The organism is Haliea salexigens DSM 19537, from assembly GCF_000423125.1.
GTDB lineage: Bacteria > Pseudomonadota > Gammaproteobacteria > Pseudomonadales > Halieaceae > Haliea > Haliea salexigens.
In genome coordinates this window covers 168,656-188,324 of record NZ_AUHJ01000003.1, presented here as the reverse complement: position 1 = coordinate 188,324, position 19,669 = coordinate 168,656, and the positions used below count along the sequence as shown (strand labels likewise).

Here is a 19,669-nt window from a genome sequence, read left to right as displayed (position 1 = left end):
GAAATGACGCGCTTGTACAATTTTTGTGCTGGCCCGGCGGCGCTGCCGGAGCCGGTGCTGGAAACTGCCCGCAACGATATGCTGGACTGGCACGGTCGCGGCCTGTCGGTGATGGAGATGAGCCATCGCAGCAGCGAGTTTGTTGGCATCGCTGAACGGGCCGAGTCCACTCTGCGCAGCCTGCTGTCGATTCCGGACGACTACGCCGTGCTCTTCCTCCAGGGCGGTGCCAGCCTGCAGTTTTCTGCCGTGCCGCTGAACCTGATGCCGGAGGGTGGCAGTGCGGATTACCTGAACACCGGGCAGTGGTCCAAGAAGGCCATCGCCGAGGGCAAGCGCTTTGGCTCGGTCAATGTGGCGGCCAGCGCAGAAAGCACTAATTTCAGCAGCATTCCACCCCGGGACAGCTGGCAGCTGTCGGCGGACGCCGCTTATTTTCACTACACGCCCAATGAGACCATTGGCGGCGTGGAGTTTCACTGGGTGCCGGAGGTGGAGGTACCGCTGGTGGCGGACATGTCATCGACTATCCTCTCGCGGCCGATCGATGTGTCGCGCTTCGGGGTGATTTATGCCGGCGCGCAGAAAAATATCGGCCCGGCGGGCCTCACACTGGTTATCGTGCGTCGCGACCTGCTGGGTCGTTCCCGCGAGGCCTGCCCGGTCATGCTCGACTGGAAAACCGCCGCCGACAACGACTCCATGTACAACACACCGCCGACGTTTGCACTCTACCTGGCGGGCCTGGTGTTCGACTGGTTGCAGGGTTTGGGCGGGCTTGACGCGATGGCGGAGATCAACCGCCGCAAGGCCGAGAAGCTCTACGCTGCGATCGACGGCAGCGACTTCTACGCCAACCCGGTTGAAGTGCCCAGCCGCTCGCAGATGAACGTGCCTTTTACCCTGGCGGATGCCAGCCTCGACACGCTTTTCCTGCAGCAGTCCCGCGAAGCGGGCCTGCTCAACCTGTCCGGGCATCGCTCCGTGGGCGGAATGCGCGCCAGTATTTACAATGCGGTGCCCGAGGCGGCAGTTGATGCGCTGATCGCTTTCATGCAGGATTTCGCGCAACGCAACGGCTGATACGGCGGCATTCTGATGGCAGATACCAGGGATCTCGACCAGGTCAGGGCGGACATTGACGCCATTGATCGGGAAATCCAGAGTTTGATCCAGCGCCGCGCCCAGTGTGCCCAGCGGGTGGCTGAGATCAAGCTGGAGGAAGTGCTGGCGCTGCGCGAGCGGGGCGAAGTTTCCCCCGAGGTGGTGTACTACCGCCCGGAGCGCGAGGCGCAGGTGCTCCAGCGCATTATCGACCGCAACGGCGGGCCTTTGGAGGGCGTCGCGGTTGCGCATATTTTCCGTGAGATCATGTCCGCCTGCCTTGCGCTGGAGCGTCCCCTGCAGGTCGCTTACCTCGGCCCGGAAGGCACGTTCACCCAGGCCGCCGCACTCAAGCATTTTGGCCACGCTGCGCTCTGCGTGCCGCAAAACACCATTGATGGCGTGTTCGCACAGGTGGAATCCGGGGAGTGCAACTATGGGGTGGTCCCGGTGGAAAACTCGACCGAGGGCATGGTCAGCCACACGCTGGACAACTTCATGGACTCGCCACTGAAGATCTCCGGCGAAGTCGAGATGCGGATCGTGCATCACCTGCTGGTCGCGCCGGGTACCGCCGAGGCCGATGTGACGCGGATCTGTGCGCATCAGCAGGCGCTCGCTCAGTGTCGGAACTGGCTGGATACACACTGGCCACGGGCCAAGCGCGAGGCGGTGAGCAGTAACGGTGAGGCGGCCCGGCTGGCGGCGACCACACCCGGTGTTGCGGCAGTGGCGGGCGATATGGCGGCGGAGCTCTATCATCTGGACCGCCTTGCCGAGCACATTGAAGACTACCCTGACAACACCACACGCTTTCTTGTGGTGGGGCGCGAGGAAGTGCCCCCCAGCGGCCGGGATAAAACCTCCCTCATCGTTTCCAGTCGCAACAAGCCCGGTGCCCTGTTTACCCTGCTGGACCCCTTTCGCCGCGCCGGCGTGAGCCTCACCCGAATTGATACCCGCCCCTCGCGGACCGAAAAGTGGGCCTATGTGTTCTTCATTGAGTTTGAGGGACACATGCAGGACGATGCTATTCGCGCCATTGTCACTGACCTGGAAGAGCAGTCCATCCTGCTCAAGCCATTGGGCTCCTACCCGCAGGCGGTGCTGTAATCGTGGCGCAGCCGACGGTGGTTGTGCTCGGGCTGGGGCTGATCGGCGGCTCACTGGCCGCGGCGTTGCGCGCCAGTGGTTTTGCCGCCTCCTGCATTGGCTGGGGGCACCGCGAGGCATCGCTGCGGCGCGGGGTGGAGCTGGGCGTGATCGACCGCTACACACTGGACCTGGATGAGGCCGTCGATGCGGCCGATATACTGGTGATTGCAACGCCCACCCTGATAGCCGAAGAGATGCTGGAGCGAATCCTCCCGCGGCTGCTTGAGCGGCCCCGGCCGCCGGTGATCACCGATGTCGCCAGCGTCAAAGGCAGCCTGCAGCGCGCCGCTGAGCGTGTGTGGGGTGCCATGCCACCGCGGCTGGTGCTGGGCCACCCTATTGCCGGCTCCGAGCGCAGCGGTGTGGATGCCGCGAATGCCGCGTTGTTTGAAAAGCACCGGGTGATTTTAACGCCGGTGGCGGGGAATGAACCCTCCGCGGTGGAACTCGTGCGTGCCATGTGGGCCAGCACCGGTGCGGAGGTGGTGGAGATGACCGTGGCGGAGCACGACCGGGTGCTGGCGGCGACCAGCCACCTGCCTCACGTGCTCGCCTATGCGCTGGTGGATGCGCTCGCGAGCAGTGATGCCAGCGATGACATTTTCCGCTTTGCCGCGGGTGGCTTTCGCGACTTCACCCGTATTGCATCCAGCGACCCCGTGATGTGGCGGGATATCGCCATTGCCAACCGACCGGCCCTACTGCAGTCTATTGATCTGTTTTCCGCCCACCTTGAGGAACTGCGTACAGCGATTGAGGCCGGCGAGGGTGATACCCTGCTGCAGACTTTTTCCCGCGCCAAGGCAGCGCGCGATGAATTTGCCGCCCTGTTGGCGGCGCGTGGCCAGACGGCGACCTGAGCCCGAGAACTCCAGAGAGAACCCTGCATGGAATTTCAATTAATGCCCGGTGGTGTGATCAGCGGTGAAGTCCGCGTCCCCGGGGACAAGTCCATCTCACACCGTTCGATCATGCTGGGTGCCCTCGCCGAGGGTACTACTCGGGTGAGCGGCTTTCTCGAGGGGGAGGACGCCCTCGCTACCGTGGCAGCATTTCGCGCCATGGGTGTCGCGATCGAGGGTCCCGAGGACGGTGAGGTCACCATTCACGGTGTGGGTTTGCGCGGCTTGCAAGTCCCCTCCGCCGCCCTGGATATGGGGAATTCGGGCACCAGCATCCGGTTGCTGAGTGGCCTGCTGGCGGGGCAGGCGTTCGATACCGAACTCACGGGGGACGTTTCCCTGTGCAAGCGTCCCATGGGCCGGGTGATGGACCCGCTGAAATTGATGGGCGCCCGTATCGAGGGCGCCGAGCGCGGTACGCCACCGCTGCATATTTCCGGCGGCCAGGCGCTGCAGGGCATTCATTACGATTTGCCTATGGCCAGTGCGCAGGTCAAGTCCTGTGTGCTGCTTGCCGGACTCTACGCCGAGGGCACCACCTCGGTGACCGAGCCCGCCCCGACGCGCGATCATACCGAGCGTATGCTGCAGGGGTTTGGCTACACCGTGCGCAGTGAGCAGGGTGTTATCAGCCTCACGGGTGGCGGTCGCCTGTTGGCAACCGACATAGACGTGCCTGCGGATATCTCGTCTGCGGCGTTCTTTCTCGTCGCGGCGAGCATCGCACCGGGCTCGGACCTGCTGCTTACCCATGTTGGTATCAACCCCACGCGCATCGGTGTGCTGAATATCCTGCGCGCCATGGGGGCTGACATCATACTCAAGCACGAGCGGGAAATCGGCGGGGAACCCGTGGCGGATATTCGTGTGCGCTACGCCCCCCTGCAGGGCATTGAAATCCCGCTGGACCAGGTGCCGCTGGCGATCGACGAATTCCCGGCGCTGTTTATTGCCGCTGCCTGCGCCAGTGGCCGCACGGTATTGCACGGTGCAGAGGAGCTGCGAGTGAAGGAAAGTGATCGCATTGCTGCCATGGCGGCGGGCCTTACCACCCTCGGGGTGGTCAACGAGGTGCTGGACGACGGCATCATCATCGAAGGGGGCCCCATCGGCGGCGGTGTCATCAACACCTTTCACGATCATCGTATCGCCATGTCGTTTGCTATTGCGGCACTGCGGGCGGACGAGGAAATTCGCATTCTCGACTGCGACCATGTCAGTACCTCCTTTCCGGGCTTTGACGCGCTGGCGCGTGGCCTCGGCCTGCAAATATCCGCGCGGGTCGACTGATGGGGCGCCAGCCGGTGCCAGTGATCACGGTCGACGGTCCCAGCGGGGCCGGCAAGGGGACACTCAGTCACCTGCTCGCAGAGGCCCTGGGCTGGCACTTTCTTGACAGCGGCGCCCTCTACCGCGTGACCGGGCATGCCTGTGTGCTGGAGGGCGTTGGCTGGGATGACCACGCGGCGGTGGCAGCTGTCGCCCGTCACCTGGATGTGGCCTTTGCGCTCGATGCGGCCGGCGAGGTGCGCGTGGCCTATAAAGGCAGGGATGTCAGTCGTGCCATTCGCACCGAAGAGGGTGGACGCGGCGCCTCCACCGTGGCGGTGATTCCTGCGGTCCGCGAAGCGCTGCTGGAGCGCCAGCGGGAGTTTTGCCAGGCCCCCGGGCTGGTGGCGGACGGCCGCGACATGGGCACGGTGGTATTCCCCCGCGCATCGCTCAAGATCTTCCTTACCGCCAGCGCCGAAGAGCGCGCGCGGCGGCGTTACCGACAGTTGCTCGACAAGGGAGAAAATGTTAGTCTCCCGCGCCTTCTCGAGGACATCGAGGAGCGCGATGCGCGCGATAGCAGCCGCTCCGCCTCCCCGCTGGTTCCCGCTGAAGATGCCATTGTCATTGACAGTAGTCGTTTGCCTATCGGCGACGTGTTCTCTGCTGTCATGGAGGCGGCGCGCGAGCGCGGCCTGGTGTGACCGGGCTGGCGTGTTGCTGCCGGCGCTCGCAATGGTGTTTATCTCGCTGCCCCCAGGTCGGTTCCAGAAGTGGCCGGGGTCGGTTTTAACGGATGACCCGTGCCAGCTGGAGGCGCGGCAAGGCGGTTAGCCGCCGTACTCTCACAAACAGGTACTGTGTAATGAGCGAATCGTTCGCTGAACTCTTTGAAGAAAGCTTGAAGACCGTCGAGATGGAGCCGGGCAGCATTGTTACCGGCGTTGTCATCGACATCGATAACGAGTGGGTCACCGTCCATGCCGGGCTGAAGTCCGAAGGCGTGATTCCTCGTGCCCAGTTCGTCGACTCTGCGGGTAACTGCTCCCTCAGCATCGGCGATGAAGTCCAGGTTGCGCTGGAAACCGTGGAAGACGGTTTCGGTGAGACCAAGCTGTCCCGCGAAAAAGCCAAGCGTGCCGAGTCCTGGAAAGAACTCGAAGCCGCGCATGAGGCGGACGAAGTGGTCAAGGGTATTATCAACGGCAAGGTCAAAGGTGGCTTTACGGTTGATATCAATACCATCCGCGCGTTCCTTCCCGGCTCGCTGGTTGACGTGCGCCCGGTTCGTGACACCGCGCACCTGGAGAACAAGGAACTCGAATTCAAGGTCATCAAGCTGGACCAGAAGCGCAACAACGTGGTGGTGTCCCGCCGCGCCGTGATGGAAGCGGCCAACAGCGTTGAGCGTGAAGCCCTGCTCGAGTCTCTGCAGGAAGGCATGTCCGTCAAAGGTATCGTCAAGAACCTCACCGACTACGGCGCGTTCGTGGATCTGGGTGGCGTCGACGGTCTGCTGCACATTACCGATATGGCGTGGAAGCGCATCAAGCACCCCTCCGAGATCGTCGAAGTGGGTCAGGAAATCGACGTCAAGATCCTCAAGTTCGATCGCGAGCGCAACCGGGTTTCCCTCGGCCTCAAGCAGCTGGGCGAAGATCCGTGGGTCGAAATCACCAACCGTTACCCCGAAGGCAGCCGCGTCAAGGCGCGTGTTACCAACCTCACCGATTACGGCTGCTTTGCCGAGCTCGAAGAGGGAGTCGAGGGTCTGGTTCACGTCTCCGAAATGGATTGGACCAACAAGAACGTGCACCCGTCCAAAATCGTCCAGCTGGGTGATGAGGTCGAGGTCATGGTGCTGGATATCGACGAGGAGCGTCGTCGCATCTCGCTGGGCATCAAGCAGTGCATGCAGAATCCGTGGGACGCCTTCGCTTCCCAGTACGCCAAGGGCGACAAGATTGCCGGCAGCATCAAGTCGATTACCGATTTCGGCATCTTCATCGGCCTGGAAGGCAACATCGATGGCCTGGTTCACCTCTCCGACATCAGCTGGAACGAAGTGGGCGAGGAAGCGGTGCGCAATTACAAGAAGGGCGACGAGATTGAAACCGTCATTCTGTCCATCGACCCCGAGCGTGAGCGTATCTCGCTGGGCATCAAGCAGCTTGAGGACGATGCGTTCTCCGGCTTCGTCGGTGAGAATGATCGCGGTGCCATCGTCACCGGCGAAGTGATTGCCGTCGACGCGCGCAGCGTGACCGTGCAGCTGGCAGACGAGGTTGAGGGTATTCTCAAAGCCTCCGACATCAGCCGTGAAAAGGTTGAAGATGCGCGCAGCGTCTACAAGGTGGGCGACAGCGTCGAAGCAAAGATCATCTCGGTCGACCGCAAGAACCGCAGCGTTGTGCTGTCGGTGAAGGCGAAAGATTACGACGACGAGAAAGATGCCGTGAAGTCGCTGAAGGATCAGGAAGAGTCCTCTTCCCCCGGCACCATCGGCGACCTGATCAAGGCGCAAATGGAGAAGTGATACCGTTGCGGGGCGCGTGCGCTCCGCAGTCAGGCAACGGGGCGCCATGGTGCCCCCGAAGCCTCACTCCTCGCGAAGGCTCACCCGTTGGTGGGCCTTTTTTCTATATAAAATAACGAGTTGCGTAACTGCGCTGGCGGCGTCACAATAGTTTCCCAGAGCACGACCGATAGCGGTCTGGCGAGAGCGCAGGTGGATAGGGGCCCCGCGATGACGAAAAGTGAACTCATTGAGGCAATTGCCGCCCGGCAGGCACAGCTGTCGCTGAAAGACGTGGAGCTGGCCGTCAAGACGATTATTGAACACATGTCCGAGGCACTCTCCGGTGGAGAGCGCATCGAGATTCGGGGTTTTGGCAGCTTTTCACTGCACTATCGTGAACCGCGCCGTGGCCGCAATCCGAAAACCGGCGACACGGTAGAACTGACCGGCAAGTACGTTCCCCATTTCAAGCCCGGGAAAGAGCTGCGGGAGCGGGTCAACCTGGGATTGCAGGCGGGGTTGTGAGCATGGCCACCACCGCTTCCAACGGTGCGGGTCGTCTGGCGAGGATTCTCCGCCGACTGATTCTGGTACTGGTTGTGCTGGCTATGGTCGCGGCGGGCGTGTTGTTCGCCGTGCAGAATCCCGAGCCGGTCGCTCTCGACCTGCTGGTGGTTGACCTGGCGCCGCGTAGCCTCGCGCTCTGGGTGCTCGTCACGCTGGCGCTGGGCGGTTTGCTGGGGCTGCTGGCCTCGAGCATCATCATTCTCCGGTTGCGCGGCAAGCTTGTTCTGGCACGGCGCAAGCTGGAGAAATGCAAAGTGGAACTGGATCGTCTGAGGGTCGCTGGGCTCAAAGACGGTGAATGATCTGCTGGTATTCGCGCTCCTGTTTGCCGCCATCGGCATCGGTTGGTGGCTGGGGCGGCGCAGCGCGAGTGCGCAGGCGTCTGAAGTGCCAGGCCAATACTACAAGGGATTGAATTACCTGCTGGATGGCCGCCCGGACGGCGCGGTGGACGCTTTCATCGACGCCCTCGAGGTCAATAGCGAAACGCTGGAAACCCACATTGCGCTGGGCAACCTGCTGCGCAAGCGCGGCGAGGTTGACCGGGCCATACGCATACACCAGAACCTGCTGGCCCGCCCCAGCCTGCCCCGCCCGCAAATTCACCAGGCGCATCTCGAGCTGGCGCGCGACTACATCAGTGCGGGGCTGTTTGATCGCGCCGAGCGCCTGCTGCTGGATCTGGTGAAGGATTCTCCCGAACAGCGGCGCGCGAGCCGCCGACACCTGCTGGACATCTTCCAGAGCCAGCGGGAGTGGGCCCAGGCCGTTGATGTGGCAACGGCCCTGTTGCCGCGCAAGTCCCTGCTGGGCCCCACCCCACCGGCGCCCAGTGGCGCGAGCCGTCAGCCGGTGGCAGTTGCGCTGGCGCATTATCACTGTGAGCTGGCGGCGGAAATGCTGGAACAGGGCGACCTGCAGGCGGCGCGCAAGCAGTTGCAGCAGGCTTTGCACCACGATCGTCGCTGCGTGCGGGCTTCACTCATGCTGGGCGAGCTGGAATGCCAGGCCGGGCAATACAAGGCGGCGATCAAGGCCCTGCGCAAGGTGCAGCAGCAGGACCCTGATTACATCCCCGAAACCGTGCCCGCCCTGCACGAGGCCTACAGCCAGCTGGGCGACACGACACCGCTGCGGCAATACCTGCAGGAGTGCCTGCAGTCCAGCCCGGCTACGGGCCTTGTGGTGGCGGTTGCCGATGATGTGCGTGCCACACAGGGCGATCAGGCCGCGATGGAGTTTCTCTCGGGGCAGCTGGCGAAAGCGCCCTCGCTGGGAGGATTGTCGCGGCTGATTGAACTGCAGGCAGCGAATACCGAAGGTTCCGTGCGTGAGAATCTTGCGGCACTGCAGAAACTGGTGGCCCGGTTGCTGGCGGAGCGGCCGAGTTACCGCTGCGGTCACTGCGGCTTTGCTGGCCGCCAACTCCACTGGTTCTGCCCCGGTTGCAAGCACTGGGGCACGGTCAAATCCATTCGCGGCAACCGTGTTGACTGAGCACGACCGCAGTTATTGAAGGCGTTCTCGATGCACTCTCCCATTCTGGTGGCTCTCGACTATCCCGATGAAGCCTCGGCGCTGGCCCTGGTCGAGCAGCTGTCGCCGCAGCTCTGTCGACTCAAGGTAGGCAAGGAACTGTTCACGCGCAGCGGGCCCGGTCTGGTGCGGCGCCTGCAGGATCAGGGCTACGATGTGTTCCTGGATCTCAAGTTTCACGATATACCCAACACGGTGGCTTCGGCGGTGCGTGCTGCGGCCGACCTCGGCGTGTGGATGGTTAATGTGCACGCCAGCGGGGGGCGCCGCATGATGGAGGCGGCCGCCGCGGAACTCGCACGCCTGCAACAGCCACCGCTGCTTATTGCGGTCACGGTCCTGACCAGCATGACCGATGAAGACCTGCGTGAGCTCGGCTGCCTTGAAGGCGCATTGGCGCGCGTCTCATCACTGGCCGGCCTGGCGGCAGACTGCGGGATGCAGGGCGTGGTGTGTTCGGCCGAGGAGTGCCCCACACTGCGGAAGCAGCGCGGCGAAGACTTTGCCCTGGTCACACCGGGCATTCGTCTCGCGGGTGACTCGCCGGGTGACCAGCGTCGGGTTGTCACACCCGCTGACGCGCGCAGGCGAGGGGCGGACTATCTCGTGGTCGGTCGTTCAATTACGTCGGCAGCCGACCCGCTGGCGGCCCTGCAGCGGGTGCACGAGGAGTTGCGTACGGCGGGCGGATAGCGTTGGCGAGCTGGCGCATTAAGTCAGATGTGACCAAAGGCACCCCGCCTGTCCGGGTGGCTGCTAGACTTTGCTTCGATACGGATGTGCAGGGATGCCACAAACGTCATACGGAGATAACGCCATGTCACTCAAACAACACCTCACGCATGTTTATCGGGCCTGTCAGCCCGACTCACAGGTCCACCCGGAGTTACAATCACCCGGCGGAAAACGCCGACAGCGCTGGCCGGCTTTGCTGGGCGCCCTGGCGGTATGCCTCAGTCTGGGCGGCCTGTCAGCTCCAGTATCGGCGGCGCCCGATGTGCCGCCGCTTGCTGCCGAGGTCGCGGTACAGCGCGTCAACATCAACACTGCGGATGCCGCCACACTGGCCGCTATGCTGCAGGGTGTAGGGCTGTCGCGGGCGCAGGACATCATTCGCTACCGGGAGGCCTATGGGCCTTTCACGGCGGTGGAGGAGCTGGCGGACGTCAAGGGCATTGGTCCCGCCACGCTGGAAAAGAACCGCACGGTCATAACACTGGATTAGGCGCCGGGCATCCGTATCATGGGGGCCCTGGCCCCCACTTTTTTTTGCGGGTGCAGAAACGCTGCTTAAGGGAAATGTATGTCCGCACATTACGCCGGCGCGGCACAAGGCAACAGGAAATTGGCGGGGTGTGCATGTCAGTGCTGGTAACCGGTGCCAGCGGTTATATCGGGCAGGCACTCACGGTGCGACTACAGCAGCAAGAGCTGGCTCCCGTACTTGTCAGCCGCCGGGGTGGAACTGCCCGCGGCGGCCCGGCGATGCACGCTGTGGATTTCGCCACGGAGAACCTGGACGAATCCCTGCTGCAGGGTGTGAGCACCGTTTATCACCTTGCGGGTATCGCCCACTCGCAGGCGCCGGCCGCACAGTATGCCGCCGTGAACTGCCGCGCGACCCTGGCACTTGCAGATGCAGCTGAGCGCGCAGGCGTACACCACTTCATTTTTGTCAGCAGCGTCAAGGCGATGGGCCCTCCGGCAACATCCACGCCACGGCGGGAGATGGAGGTGTCTGCCCCCGCGGACGCCTATGGTCGCTCCAAGTGGGAGGCCGAGTGTGCGCTGCGCGAGCGCTTTCACCGCAGTGCCATGACGGTCACGATTCTGCGCCCGGCACTGGTGTATGGTCCGGAGCCGAAAGGCAACCTGAAGTGGCTGTTGCGTGCTGCGCGATTCGGTGTGCCAGCGCCGCCGGCCGGCGGCGCGCGTTCCATGATTGGTCTGGACGACCTGGTCGAGCTCCTGTTGCTGCTGCCCGGGGCTGGCCTGAGCGGGGTGAACACCTTCAATGTCGCGGATGGCCGGGCGTACAGCACCAGAGAGACGTATCAGCTGTTGCGAGCCGCGCTGGGCAAACAGGGGCCCGGTGTGGCGAGCCCCGCCTGGCTGTGGCGCGTTCTCGCTTCCCTGCTCGATCTGGTCCAGCGGCAGGCACAGGGGTCCAGCTTCGACAAGTTGTTCGGTGCCGAGCGTTACGACAACCACGCGCTTTTGCAGGCAACCAGCTGGGTGCCGCGCGATACGCTGGCTACCGTTGCACCGGCTATGGCGTGCGCGGGGGAGGGCCCTCCGTGATTGCCGCCATGCTGTCCGCACCGCTCGCCGCCGCGTTGCTCTGTGCGCTCTGGCTGCAGTTGGCGCGGCGCGGCCGATGGCTGGATAGCCCGGGTCAGCGCAGCTCGCACAGCCTGCCCACGGCAAGCGGCGGCGGTGTGGGGATTATTCTGGCGTTGGCGCTCGCCACGGCGGTGGCCGCGCAGGCCGGGGTGGTATGGCCACCGGTGTACGGTATATTGCTCGGACTTGCGGTGCTGCTGATGTTGGTGGGCTTGCTGGATGATCGCTACAACCTGCCGGCGTGGTTGCGGTTGGGTGTCTACTGCGCGGTCTGTACGCTGCTCGTCACTGCTGTGTTTGCCGCTGCTCCGCGTAGCGATGTGCTTTTCGGGGTGGCCTTTCCGCTCTGGGTGCAGGCGCCGCTACTGGTATTGGCGCTCCTGTGGCTGGTCAACCTGTACAATTTCATGGACGGCATTGATGGCCTGGCCACCCTGCAGGCATTTCTTGCGGGCATGGGAGGGAGCTTGCTGGCACTGCTGGCCGGGGATGTCACACTCGCCCTGATGTGTGTGCTGCTGGCGTTGAGCCAGCTGGGCTTTCTCTACTGGAACTGGCCACCCGCTCGACTGTTCATGGGGGATGCGGGCAGTGTGCCCCTGGGTTTTTTGCTCGGCGGTCTCGCGCTGATCGGAGCCGGTTACGGCACCTTGCCGTTGGCGTGTTGGCTGGTTTTACTTGCTGCCTTTGTCACCGATGCCACGTGGACCCTGCTGACGCGCTGGCGAGCAGGGGCAAGCGTGTTTGAGGCGCATCGAGATCATGCCTATCAGCGTCTCAGTCGCCACTGGGGATCTCACCTCGCGGTGGATTTCCTGCTTGTGGCGCTGAACGCATTATGGCTTTTCCCACTGGCATGGACGATCTGGCGCTGGCCTGAATTCCAGCTTTTCTTGGTAATTTTGGCATACCTTCCCCTCCTGCTCGGCATGGCGAAGTTGCAGCGATTGACGTAACATCGGGGTCTCCGGGTTCGCGCCACAATTAATCACTTCAAGCGAGCCTGTCACGATTATCCGGAGCGGGAGGGATTTTGCTGAATCGGCTTGGCAATGGTGTGCTGCAAGCGATTTCCGGGGTGCTTGGAAGCGTGCGGGATGCACTCGAAAAACTCATAGAGCTGCCGCGGAATATCAAGCAGGCGCTTCTTCTCGCTCTCGATATGGTGTTTGTCAGCGCGGCCATGTGGTCCGCGGTAGCGCTTCGCCACGGCAGCACCGAGTTCACGCTGGGCACAACGGAAATAGCGTGTGCTGCCATCACCGTGGTTATCAGCGCCATTATATTTTTGCGTCTTGGCCTCTATCGAGCGGTTATCCGCTTCATGGGCCAGCAGGCGATCTGGGCAGTGATTACTGCTGTCACTTATTCCACGCTGATACTTGCCGCTTCTGTGTTTGTTGCGCAGGCTGAAGTGCCGCGCACCATGCCGTTTTTCTATTGGGGTATTGCCCTGTTGCTGATTGGCGGTACGCGCCTCACCGTGCGCGCGTATTACCAGGCCAAGCTGCGCTCGCTGTCGCGCAACGTCATTATTTATGGTGCGGGTGAGTCGGGGCGTCAATTGTTGACTGCCTTGCACCATGGCGACCAGTACCGGGCGGTGGTGTTCGTGGACGATGATGTGCGGCTGCAGCACTCGGTCATCAATGGCCTGCAGGTGGCGCGGCCCGAAGAGATCAAGCGGCTTATAGGCGAGCACAATATCACTCAGGTGTTGCTCGCCATTCCAGCGGCTTCGCCGGAGCGTCGCCGGGAAATCATTAACTCGCTGGTCGGGCTCCCGGTGCATGTGCGCACCGTGCCGAAGATCAATGAACTTGTCGCAGGTCGCGCGAGCGTCAACCAGATCCAGGATATCGATCTCGATGACCTGCTCGGGCGCGACCCGGTGCCGCCGCACCCCGAGCTGATCGACCGCTGTATTACCGACAAGGTCGTGATGGTTACCGGTGCGGGTGGTTCTATCGGTTCGGAGCTGTGCCGTCAGATACTGACTTCAGGGCCTCGAGAGCTCGTCCTCCTGGATAACTCCGAGTACGCGTTGTACCGCATTGAGCGCGAGCTGCGCGAGATGGGCCAGGCACTCGGTTCCGGCGTCGAGGTCATCGCATTGCTGGGGTCCGTGCAGGACCAGCGGCGGCTGGAAACGGTGTACCGCACCTTTGCTGTTCAAACGGTATATCACGCCGCGGCCTACAAGCACGTACCCATGGTTGAATACAACGTTGCCGAGGGTGTGGCCAACAATGTGTTCGGCACCTGGTACGCGGCGGAAGCTGCGCGCAAGGCCGGGGTGGAGACTTTCGTCCTGGTTTCCACCGACAAGGCCGTGCGGCCCACCAATATCATGGGTGCTTCCAAGCGCTTTGCGGAAATGGTGTTGCAGGGGCTCGCACAGCGCGATTCCGGTACCCGCTTCTGCATGGTGCGATTCGGCAATGTGCTTGGTTCCTCCGGTTCTGTGGTCCCGCTATTTCGCGAACAGATTGAGGGCGGTGGCCCGGTAACCGTCACCCACCCGGAAGTCTCGCGCTATTTCATGAGCATTCAGGAAGCCGCGCAGCTTGTATTACAGGCCGGCGCAATGGGCACTGGCGGCGATGTGTTCGTGCTGGATATGGGCGAGCCTGTGCGGATTGTGGACCTCGCGCGGCGTATGATCCGCCTCAGCGGCTACGAGATGCAGCACGACAGCCACGCACACGACCATATCCAGATCGAGTTTATCGGTTTGCGCCCCGGGGAGAAGTTGCGTGAGGAGCTTTTGCTCGGCAGCAACGTGACCGGCACCGGGCACCCCATGATCATGCGCGCCGAGGAAGAGTGTCTCTCCTACAATCAGATTCACCGCTTGCTGACCGAGCTCATGCATTACTGCGATACGATGGATTGCGCCGGTATTACCTCAATCCTGAACGCCGCTGTGAGCGGATTTAATTTACACGAAGTGCGCTATGATCATGTCTGGCGCAAACAGGGCATGGCCGGGCGTCCCACGCTTGCCAAGCCCAAGCAAAAACCGGCCGCCGTCGGTTTGTCTAACGTTCAGGAACTGTTCCCCGACAAGTCCTGATCTCAGCCGGAAGGAATCAGAATGAACTATGACGTCTTTAACGGCGATGCGGATGGCCTGTGTGCGCTGGTGCAGCTGCGCCGAGCGGAACCTCTCGACGCTGTACTGGTAACCGGGGTCAAGCGCGACATCGCCCTGCTGCAGCAGGTTGAGGCCGGGCCCGGCGACCGCGTGACCGTGCTGGATATCTCACTGGACAAGAATCGCACCGATCTACAGCGCCTGCTTGCTGCCGGTGCCGATATATTTTACTGCGATCACCACTTTGCCGGGGAGATCCCCGCCAGCCCGCAGCTCGAGACCTTGATCAATCCCGCATCCGACGTGTGCACCAGTCTGCTGGTCAACGGCCGGCTACAGGGGGCCTATACTGCCTGGGCCGTGACCGGTGCCTTTGGCGATAACCTGCGCGATTCCGCGCAACGGCTGGCGAAGACGCTGGATTTGTCTGCCGCGCAGGTGCAGGCGCTGGAAGATCTGGGTATCTATATCAACTACAACGGCTATGGCCCGGCTCTGGAGGACCTGCATTTCGCCCCCGCGGAGCTGTACCAGCTGCTCGCAAGGCACGATGACCCGTTCCAGTTCATGGACGCGGAACGCGGCCACTTCGAACGCCTCGAAACAGGGTACCGGGAAGATATGGCGGCAGCTGCGGCGCTCGAGCCCATTCACCGTGGAGAGAGTGCAGCGGTGTACCAATTGCCCGACGCGGCCTGGGCGCGGCGGGTGAGTGGCGTTTTTGGCAACGATCTGGCCAACCAGGATCCGGCGCGAGCACACGCCGTGGTGACAGCGCGAAAAGATGGAGATTATCTCGTCAGTGTACGTGCGCCTCTCAACAACAAGACCGGCGCGGATGCACTGTGCCGGGAATTTCCCACGGGTGGCGGCCGCGCTGCAGCGGCGGGTATAAACGCTTTACCAGCGGACCAGCTGCAGGCTTTTATCGAGCGTATAGCGGCGTTCTACGCGTAGACGCTCAGCCGCCCCGGCGGCTGCCCGCAGACTGTGACGCAGGCCGCGGAATCGGTCTTGCAGGGAGAAACAGAGTGAACTGGGATGACATGAAGGTGCTACTGGCGTTGGGGCGTCGGGGCTCTGCGCGGGGGGCAGCCCAGCTGTTGGGGGTAAGCAACTCGACGATAACGCGTCGACTCGACGACCTGGAAAGCACGTTGCACACGCGCCTCTTCGATCGCACTCCTGATGGCTACCGGATGACGGCAGCGGCGGAAGAGCTGATGCCAGCGGCGGAGCACGTTGAAGAGCTTATGCTGGCGGCCGAGCGTCGTATCACGGGCACCGACCAACAGCTGCAGGGCAGCATCCGCCTCACCATGCCGGATCGTGTGGAATTTCTGCTCACTCGCCTGGCTCGCTTTGCGGAGGATTACCCGGGTATTGAGCTCGAGCTCATGCCCAGCAACCTCGCCCTCGACCTCAGTCGACGCGAGGCGGACATCGCGGTGCGTGTATTGCCTGCAGGCGCCCGGCCGCCAGACAACCTGATCGGTCGCAATTTGTGCCCACTCAGTGCCTCGACTTACGTACACCGGGCGCTGCTGCGCGAGGATGCCCCGCACGACGTTTCGCACCTGACCTGGGTGGGGCGCTACCCCCAGGGCCAGCGCGAGGACTGGTTGCGTTACAGTGGCTTCGAGCACTTGCCTGTGCGACACGCCATTAGTGATCTCAACCTCATGCAGATGGCTGCGCGCAGCCGCATGGGGCTGGTCTTCATGCCCTGTTTTCTGGCCTTTGGTGACCCGGAGCTGGTGCGGGTTCCCGATGCTCCCGTTGTACACCAGTCAAACGTGTGGGTGTTAACGCATCGCGACCTGCGTTTGAGCGCACGGTTCCGAGTGCTGAGAGAAGTTATCGCTGAAGAGTTCGCCAAGGTGGCAGCGCAGCTGGATACCCGCTGACGCTGCCTGTCAGCTCGATTTCGGGTTCTGGATGCCCCCGGTGACCGCGATGCGCATGGCTTCCTCAACGCTGAGGTCAACGGGCTCCAGCTGGCTCGCCGGCAGATAAACGGTATATCCCCCCAACTGGTAGCTCATGGGCAAATAAACACCGACCACTGATTCATCCACTGCGCCGCGCAGCCGTGTGCTCGGCTCCCGCGAGGTCACAAATCCCAGCAGTCGCATGTTGTCGCCAAGGGTTACCATCACTACCGAGTCCGCCTGCTGCTTGTTGGCGATGCTGAATGCGCGCAGTACATCCTGAATGGCCCCGTGAACCGATTTGACCAGTGGAATCCTGCTCAGCAGCGTGTCCCCCAGGCGCAGCAGGTGGCGAACCACGTAGGCGTTTACCAGCAAGCCAATCAACATCAGCAGAATCAGGCCGGAAATCAGCCCAAGGCCCTGAAAGTACCAGTCCCCAGGCAGGATCGCGCGCAGTGCCGCACCGGTCATGGTTTCCAGCGTCAACAGTAACCAGTACACCAGATAAATAGTCAGCGCGACGGGGAGTACGGCCACCAGCCCCTGCAGCGTGAGTGAGACGAGACGTTTCATGGGTATCCTTCGGTTGCTACGGGGCTGAGAACACGCTGGTAGCGTACACGGTTACTGCGGACGGTACACTCCGCGTGGTTGGTATACCCAAAAATGCAGCGAATACGATCAGAATTGGCCACTTCCATCAAATACGGTCAGGGTTATCCTGAGTCTCGTTACCTACAGGGAGAGCGAGTTATGAAAACATTCAATGCATGGGTACTGAGTTGCACATTGATGGGCCTGACGGGTGCCGCATTGGCGTCGGATAACAGCGCCGACCTCGCCGCGTGCAAGGCGGGGGTTGAGGCGGCGCTGGGGGCTGAAGGCCGCACCAAGCTGGTGGGCATAAAACGTCGCCGCGGTCCGGATCAGCTACGCCTTGCTGTCATTCCCGGTGAGGGCGAACGGTTTATCGTGCACTGCCTGGTGGATGAGCGCGGGCCCCGGTTTCTGGATCGCGACGGCGTTGCGCTGCAATTGGGTGAGTTCCTCGGAGAGAACCCGGTCAGCATGCAGCCTTAGTACGCGTACTCCCCGCTGACCTCGCGGAGCGGGCAGGCTACACTGTGGAAAAACAGCGGGGGAGTCGCGTATGCAGCAGATCAATTTAACGGGCAAGGTGGCCCTGGTAACGGGGGGTAGCCGAGGTCTTGGGCGCGCCATGTCTATCGGCCTCGCAGCTGCGGGCGCCGCTGTGGTTGTGGCGAGCCGCAAGTTGGATGCCTGCGAATCCGTGGTCGCTGAGATAGAAGCGGCGGGGGGGAGTGCATTCCCCATTGCCGCTCACACCGGCCGTACAGAGGAGCTGGATGCGTTGATCAAGGGCGCCCTCGGGCACTACGGGCGGGTGGATATACTGATTAATAACGCCGGCATCAGCCCAGCCTGGGGTGGTCTGGGCGAGCTGAGCCCCGAGCTTTTCCATAAAATGTTCGACGTCAACACGATGGGGCCATGGTATCTGGCTTCGCGGTTGGCACCGCACATGGCCGAACAGGGTGGAGGCGTGGTCGTTAATGTCATTTCGGTGGCAGCGCTAAAACCGCCGGCCAACATGGGGTTTTACGCAGCCACGAAAGCCGCACTGCAGGCCATGACCCAAGTGATGGCGGCGGAGTGGGCGCCCTTGAAGATTCGTGTCAACAACCTGGCTCCAGGAAACTATCACTCGGATCTATTCGACAGCGCCGCGCAGAATCCTGCGTACTTGCAGGGGGCTATAGACGCGTGCCTGCAAAAACGGGTGGCCGAGACAGAGGAGATCCTCGGGCCCCTGCTCTATCTCGTAAGTGACATGTCAGCCTTCACAACAGGTGCTACGCTGGTGTCCGATGGCGGCTTCATGGTCCAGTAGCGACCTCTCTGAGCGCATCTTCCAGTTCACGTTGCCAGCCCAGCGCAATTGCCGTTGCCTCGAAATCGGCACCGGGCCGGGCGCGCAGGCGCAATGTTGAAGCGTGTTCCGGGTGCTGTAACTCCAGCGCCGTGCAGGCCAGTAGCAACCTGTGGCAGTTGAAGTGTGTCTGGAAAAACCGGTTGTGTATTCCCTTCCCGTGGTTGGCATCGCCAATAATCGGGTGGCTGATGTGCTTCATATGCCTTCGCAATTGATGCCTGCGCCCGGTAACTGGCTGTAGGTGTACCAGGCTATAGCGAGAGGAGGGATAGCGATCCACGGCAATGGGCAGCTCGGCTGTGCCCAGGCAGCGAAACCGCGTGGTTGCGGCTTGGGTGCGTGTGGGGAACTTGCCTGAGCCGGAGTCTGCCGGCTGTTCCGTCAGGGGGTGTTCAATCACTCCCTCTGGCGCGCACCAACCGCGCACAATGGCAATATAGGTTTTGTGCACGCGACGTTGGGCAAACTGCTCCGCGAGTGCGCGCGCGGCGGCGGGTGTCTGCGCAAACAGCAATACGCCCGATGTGGGCTTGTCGAGCCGGTGTACGGGGTAAACCCTGTGTCCCAGCTGATCGCGCAGCAGCTGCAGGGCGAAGCGGGTTTCGTGTCGATCGATGGGACTGCGGTGTACCAGCAGCCCGGAAGGCTTGTTCACTGCGACGAGGTGCTCGTCGCAGTGGAGTAGTTGCAGCACGCCCGGGGCGCCAGGCGCTGTGTATCAGCTTTTGATAGCGCAGCTTTCCCGTGTGTTTCCGGCATCAAAGTAGGCTTGAAATACCTTCGGCGTGCGACCGCGGCCCGTCCATTCATGTTTCTTGCCGTCAATGACGAGGCGATATTTAGCGGGCACTGTGCCGGTCTTGCGGCTTTTTGCAGTTGCCTTGCGTTTGCGTGCTGCGGACGCGTTCTTTTTCAGGTCTTCAGGCTTGAGGCCGCTTTCCGCCAACAAGTCATTCACTTTGCGGATTGTGGCAACGCGATCTTTTTCCTGTTTCTTTTTCGTCTTTTCCTTTTCCGCCTTGAGTGCTTCATTCAATGAGGCGATAAGCTTTTCCAGTTCTTCCTGGCTGAGCCGACGCGCTTCCGCCTTGGCCTTCACTTTTGATTTTGCAAATACCGCCAGTGCCGATGGTTTGACTTTCATTTGAAGCCTCCTGATTAATAATGTCGTAATTATATTCGAATCACATTAATTAACGCAAAGACCCTGTGCATTCATATTATCGCCTTTTTGGCTGCGATTTTTTTATCCGGAAATACTGGCTTGAGAATTGTCGTGGTTTTTTC

At 62.0% G+C, this 19,669-nt stretch carries 21 protein-coding genes; 18 read left to right on the top strand and 3 right to left on the bottom strand.

Annotated features, from left to right (window positions below; translation table 11 throughout):
- The first annotated feature begins 3 nt into the window (after positions 1–3).
- From serC to G533_RS20595, 16 genes are all read left to right on the top strand, one after another.
- Positions 4–1,083 carry a 3-phosphoserine/phosphohydroxythreonine transaminase gene (gene serC / locus G533_RS0105100; RefSeq protein ID WP_027949034.1) on the top strand — a complete coding sequence of 360 codons (1,080 nt, stop codon included), beginning with the start codon at positions 4–6 and terminating at the stop codon, positions 1,081–1,083.
- Between the two features lie 15 nt (positions 1,084–1,098).
- The gene (gene pheA / locus G533_RS0105095) at positions 1,099–2,217 is read left to right on the top strand and encodes a prephenate dehydratase (RefSeq protein WP_027949033.1); all 1,119 of its coding nucleotides are present in this window, start codon (positions 1,099–1,101) and stop codon (positions 2,215–2,217) included.
- Positions 2,218–2,219: 2 nt separating this feature from the next.
- Positions 2,220–3,119: a prephenate dehydrogenase/arogenate dehydrogenase family protein gene (locus G533_RS25105; protein WP_027949032.1), complete on the top strand. Its 900-nt coding sequence runs from the start codon at positions 2,220–2,222 to the stop codon at positions 3,117–3,119.
- A gap of 27 nt (positions 3,120–3,146) precedes the next feature.
- Positions 3,147–4,451: a 3-phosphoshikimate 1-carboxyvinyltransferase gene (gene aroA / locus G533_RS25100; protein ID WP_027949031.1), complete on the top strand. Its 1,305-nt coding sequence runs from the start codon at positions 3,147–3,149 to the stop codon at positions 4,449–4,451.
- Positions 4,451–5,137 carry a (d)CMP kinase gene (gene cmk / locus G533_RS0105080; RefSeq protein ID WP_027949030.1) on the top strand — a complete coding sequence of 229 codons (687 nt, stop codon included), beginning with the start codon at positions 4,451–4,453 and terminating at the stop codon, positions 5,135–5,137. Before aroA ends, cmk begins: the two co-directional genes overlap by 1 nt.
- 161 nt (positions 5,138–5,298) lie before the next feature.
- Positions 5,299–6,969: a 30S ribosomal protein S1 gene (gene rpsA / locus G533_RS0105075; protein WP_027949029.1), complete on the top strand. Its 1,671-nt coding sequence runs from the start codon at positions 5,299–5,301 to the stop codon at positions 6,967–6,969.
- A 177-nt stretch (positions 6,970–7,146) separates the two neighbouring features.
- Complete coding sequence (locus G533_RS0105070; protein ID WP_276202564.1) at positions 7,147–7,476, top strand: integration host factor subunit beta; 330 nt, start codon at positions 7,147–7,149, stop codon at positions 7,474–7,476.
- Positions 7,477–7,478: 2 nt separating this feature from the next.
- Entirely contained in the window at positions 7,479–7,820 is a 342-nt protein-coding gene (locus G533_RS0105065; RefSeq protein ID WP_051229985.1) for a lipopolysaccharide assembly protein LapA domain-containing protein, read from the top strand.
- Positions 7,813–9,015 (top strand): lipopolysaccharide assembly protein LapB, encoded by a 1,203-nt coding sequence (gene lapB / locus G533_RS0105060; RefSeq protein WP_027949026.1) that lies wholly within the window; start codon positions 7,813–7,815, stop codon positions 9,013–9,015. The genes G533_RS0105065 and lapB overlap by 8 nt, the downstream gene beginning before the upstream one ends.
- A gap of 30 nt (positions 9,016–9,045) precedes the next feature.
- Complete coding sequence (pyrF, locus tag G533_RS0105055; protein ID WP_027949025.1) at positions 9,046–9,747, top strand: orotidine-5'-phosphate decarboxylase; 702 nt, start codon at positions 9,046–9,048, stop codon at positions 9,745–9,747.
- A 124-nt stretch (positions 9,748–9,871) separates the two neighbouring features.
- Positions 9,872–10,279, top strand: coding sequence for a ComEA family DNA-binding protein (locus G533_RS25230; protein ID WP_084638807.1), 408 nt, complete (start codon positions 9,872–9,874; stop codon positions 10,277–10,279).
- A 134-nt stretch (positions 10,280–10,413) separates the two neighbouring features.
- The gene (locus G533_RS20600; RefSeq protein ID WP_051229984.1) at positions 10,414–11,355 is read left to right on the top strand and encodes an NAD-dependent epimerase/dehydratase family protein; all 942 of its coding nucleotides are present in this window, start codon (positions 10,414–10,416) and stop codon (positions 11,353–11,355) included.
- Positions 11,352–12,353: an MraY family glycosyltransferase gene (locus G533_RS0105040; RefSeq protein ID WP_051229983.1), complete on the top strand. Its 1,002-nt coding sequence runs from the start codon at positions 11,352–11,354 to the stop codon at positions 12,351–12,353. Before G533_RS20600 ends, G533_RS0105040 begins: the two co-directional genes overlap by 4 nt.
- A gap of 77 nt (positions 12,354–12,430) precedes the next feature.
- On the top strand, positions 12,431–14,473 hold the full coding sequence (locus tag G533_RS0105035) for a polysaccharide biosynthesis protein (RefSeq protein ID WP_035526522.1): 2,043 nt from the start codon (positions 12,431–12,433) through the stop codon (positions 14,471–14,473).
- Between the two features lie 21 nt (positions 14,474–14,494).
- Positions 14,495–15,451: an acetyltransferase gene (locus G533_RS0105030; RefSeq protein WP_027949021.1), complete on the top strand. Its 957-nt coding sequence runs from the start codon at positions 14,495–14,497 to the stop codon at positions 15,449–15,451.
- Between the two features lie 74 nt (positions 15,452–15,525).
- Positions 15,526–16,401, top strand: coding sequence for a LysR family transcriptional regulator (locus tag G533_RS20595; protein WP_035526519.1), 876 nt, complete (start codon positions 15,526–15,528; stop codon positions 16,399–16,401).
- Positions 16,402–16,410: 9 nt separating this feature from the next.
- Here G533_RS20595 and G533_RS0105020 read toward each other — a convergent pair whose 3' ends face one another.
- Positions 16,411–17,001 carry a DUF502 domain-containing protein gene (locus tag G533_RS0105020; protein WP_027949020.1) on the bottom strand — a complete coding sequence of 197 codons (591 nt, stop codon included), beginning with the start codon at positions 16,999–17,001 and terminating at the stop codon, positions 16,411–16,413.
- 180 nt (positions 17,002–17,181) lie between these two features.
- On the opposite strand from G533_RS0105020, the gene G533_RS0105015 reads away from it, so the two are divergent.
- Complete coding sequence (locus G533_RS0105015; RefSeq protein WP_027949019.1) at positions 17,182–17,508, top strand: hypothetical protein; 327 nt, start codon at positions 17,182–17,184, stop codon at positions 17,506–17,508.
- A gap of 70 nt (positions 17,509–17,578) precedes the next feature.
- Positions 17,579–18,340 (top strand): SDR family NAD(P)-dependent oxidoreductase, encoded by a 762-nt coding sequence (locus G533_RS0105010; protein ID WP_027949018.1) that lies wholly within the window; start codon positions 17,579–17,581, stop codon positions 18,338–18,340.
- Here G533_RS0105010 and G533_RS20590 read toward each other — a convergent pair.
- Positions 18,327–19,076, bottom strand: coding sequence for a pseudouridine synthase (locus G533_RS20590; RefSeq protein ID WP_035526515.1), 750 nt, complete (start codon positions 19,074–19,076; stop codon positions 18,327–18,329). The two genes, G533_RS0105010 and G533_RS20590, sit on opposite strands and share 14 nt — an antisense overlap.
- A 24-nt stretch (positions 19,077–19,100) precedes the next feature.
- Entirely contained in the window at positions 19,101–19,526 is a 426-nt protein-coding gene (locus tag G533_RS0105000; protein WP_035526512.1) for an H-NS histone family protein, read from the bottom strand.
- Positions 19,527–19,669 lie beyond the last annotated feature (143 nt).

Coding starts and splice junctions, on each gene's coding strand:
- serC (WP_027949034.1), top strand. CDS start 4: ATGACGCGCTTGTACAATTTTTGTGCTGGCCCGGCGGCGCTGCCGGAG.
- pheA (WP_027949033.1), top strand. CDS start 1,099: ATGGCAGATACCAGGGATCTCGACCAGGTCAGGGCGGACATTGACGCC.
- aroA (WP_027949031.1), top strand. CDS start 3,147: ATGGAATTTCAATTAATGCCCGGTGGTGTGATCAGCGGTGAAGTCCGC.
- cmk (WP_027949030.1), top strand. CDS start 4,451: ATGGGGCGCCAGCCGGTGCCAGTGATCACGGTCGACGGTCCCAGCGGG.
- rpsA (WP_027949029.1), top strand. CDS start 5,299: ATGAGCGAATCGTTCGCTGAACTCTTTGAAGAAAGCTTGAAGACCGTC.
- G533_RS0105065 (WP_051229985.1), top strand. CDS start 7,479: ATGGCCACCACCGCTTCCAACGGTGCGGGTCGTCTGGCGAGGATTCTC.
- pyrF (WP_027949025.1), top strand. CDS start 9,046: ATGCACTCTCCCATTCTGGTGGCTCTCGACTATCCCGATGAAGCCTCG.
- G533_RS25230 (WP_084638807.1), top strand. CDS start 9,872: ATGTCACTCAAACAACACCTCACGCATGTTTATCGGGCCTGTCAGCCC.
- G533_RS20600 (WP_051229984.1), top strand. CDS start 10,414: ATGTCAGTGCTGGTAACCGGTGCCAGCGGTTATATCGGGCAGGCACTC.
- G533_RS0105030 (WP_027949021.1), top strand. CDS start 14,495: ATGAACTATGACGTCTTTAACGGCGATGCGGATGGCCTGTGTGCGCTG.
- G533_RS0105020 (WP_027949020.1), bottom strand. CDS start 17,001: ATGAAACGTCTCGTCTCACTCACGCTGCAGGGGCTGGTGGCCGTACTC.
- G533_RS0105015 (WP_027949019.1), top strand. CDS start 17,182: ATGAAAACATTCAATGCATGGGTACTGAGTTGCACATTGATGGGCCTG.
- G533_RS0105010 (WP_027949018.1), top strand. CDS start 17,579: ATGCAGCAGATCAATTTAACGGGCAAGGTGGCCCTGGTAACGGGGGGT.
- G533_RS0105000 (WP_035526512.1), bottom strand. CDS start 19,526: ATGAAAGTCAAACCATCGGCACTGGCGGTATTTGCAAAATCAAAAGTG.